Source organism: Moraxella sp. CTOTU47724 (genome assembly GCF_032014955.1).
Taxonomy (GTDB): domain Bacteria; phylum Pseudomonadota; class Gammaproteobacteria; order Pseudomonadales; family Moraxellaceae; genus Faucicola; species Faucicola tetraodonis.
This window is the reverse complement of record NZ_DALZSV010000110.1, coordinates 1-1,292: the sequence shown is the minus strand read 5'-3', so window position 1 is coordinate 1,292 and position 1,292 is coordinate 1. Positions and strand designations below refer to the sequence as shown.

The 1,292-nt window shown below is 41.3% G+C and carries 2 protein-coding genes; both read left to right on the top strand.

Annotated elements, in window-relative coordinates; all coding sequences use genetic code 11:
- The coding region (locus RTR63_RS11765; protein ID WP_312524453.1) for an alpha/beta fold hydrolase at positions 1-638 on the top strand (638 nt) is incomplete at its 5' end.
- A gap of 196 nt (positions 639-834) precedes the next feature.
- Entirely contained in the window at positions 835-1,269 is a 435-nt protein-coding gene (locus tag RTR63_RS11760) for an RNA-binding S4 domain-containing protein (RefSeq protein WP_036598052.1), read from the top strand.
- The last annotated feature ends 23 nt before the right edge of the window (positions 1,270-1,292 follow it).

Below are 1,292 nucleotides of genomic sequence, written 5' to 3'. Positions count from 1 at the left end.
AGTTAATCGCTGAAAAATACCCTGATATCCCCCATTTTATCTTGGGTCACAGTATGGGGTCATTTATCGTTCGCTGTATTTTGCAGCGCTATGGTGAGCGATTTGATGGGGCAGTGATTATGGGTACCTCAGATTTTAATCCATTGGCAAACTTGTTTGTGCCTGTGACCAAAAATCTTAATCACTTTACCACGCGCCGCACCAATCCAGTATTGGATAAAATTTTAAACCAATTTAATAACCTACCCTTTAGAAAAGAACCCGATTTACAAGGGTTTAATTGGCTCAATTCAGATCCCAAGCAAGTAAAAGCCTACCTTGATGACAAGCTTTGCGGCTTTCAGTTTACCAACAATGGCTATTTTGCCCTTATGTCGTTGATGCAAACAGGCACCAATAAGCATTGGTATCAACAAGTACCCAGGCAGTTACCGCTGCTATTTGTCAGCGGAAAAGATGACCCTGTTGGGCAGATGGGGAAAGGCATTCCGCGTATTGTCAAACGTTTGCAACAAAATAATTTTATCTCGGTGAGCATGCAGCAATATGAAGCGATGCGCCACGAAATCTTGCTAGAGCCTAATCACCAACAAGTGTATGACGATATTTTGGCTTGGCTCACTCACCATATCAATTAGCTTAAAATCCCTGAGTCTTGCTAATAAGTCTGACTTTTCAGTATTTAAGCAGCGTTTTATAACTGTCATGATGAATAGACTATTAGCCTTGTTTTGACACGCCAGTTGCTTGTTAGAAATATCGATGTGACGTATTGAAAGATTCGAAAAAACAACCATTTAATCTAAAGTTATTCATGCAGTTAAGTTATAGGAAATGTCATTGAGTACAACTGATAAAATTAAAGTGCGTTTAGATAAATGGCTATGGGCAGCAAGATTTTATAAAACTCGCACCCTAGCCAAGGAAGCGATTGAATCGGGACGGGTCCACCATTTTGGCAATCGCGTCAAGGTTAGTAAAGAGATAGCGGTAGGTGATGAATTGACGATTCGTCAAGGGTCAGCCAATCATTACACCCAAAAGACGGTCAAGGTGCTGGCGCTGTCTGAAGTGCGTGGTAATGCCACTGCTGCCAGTGTGCTTTATCAAGAGACCGATGCCAGTATCAGCCAACGAGAATTTTTCACCGAACAAAAAAAACTTGCTAATCTTGCCCGCCCCGATCATCGGCCAAATAAAAAACAGCGTCGTCAGTTAAGCCGTTTTAGGGATATTAACCATTTTGGCAGTGATGAAGAAGGTTTTTAATTGCTTGTTATGGGGTCATAAAA

What these genes read in the sequence shown, in the direction of transcription:
- RTR63_RS11760 (WP_036598052.1), top strand. Translation starts at nt 835, where the DNA reads ATGTCATTGAGTACAACTGATAAAATTAAAGTGCGTTTAGATAAATGG.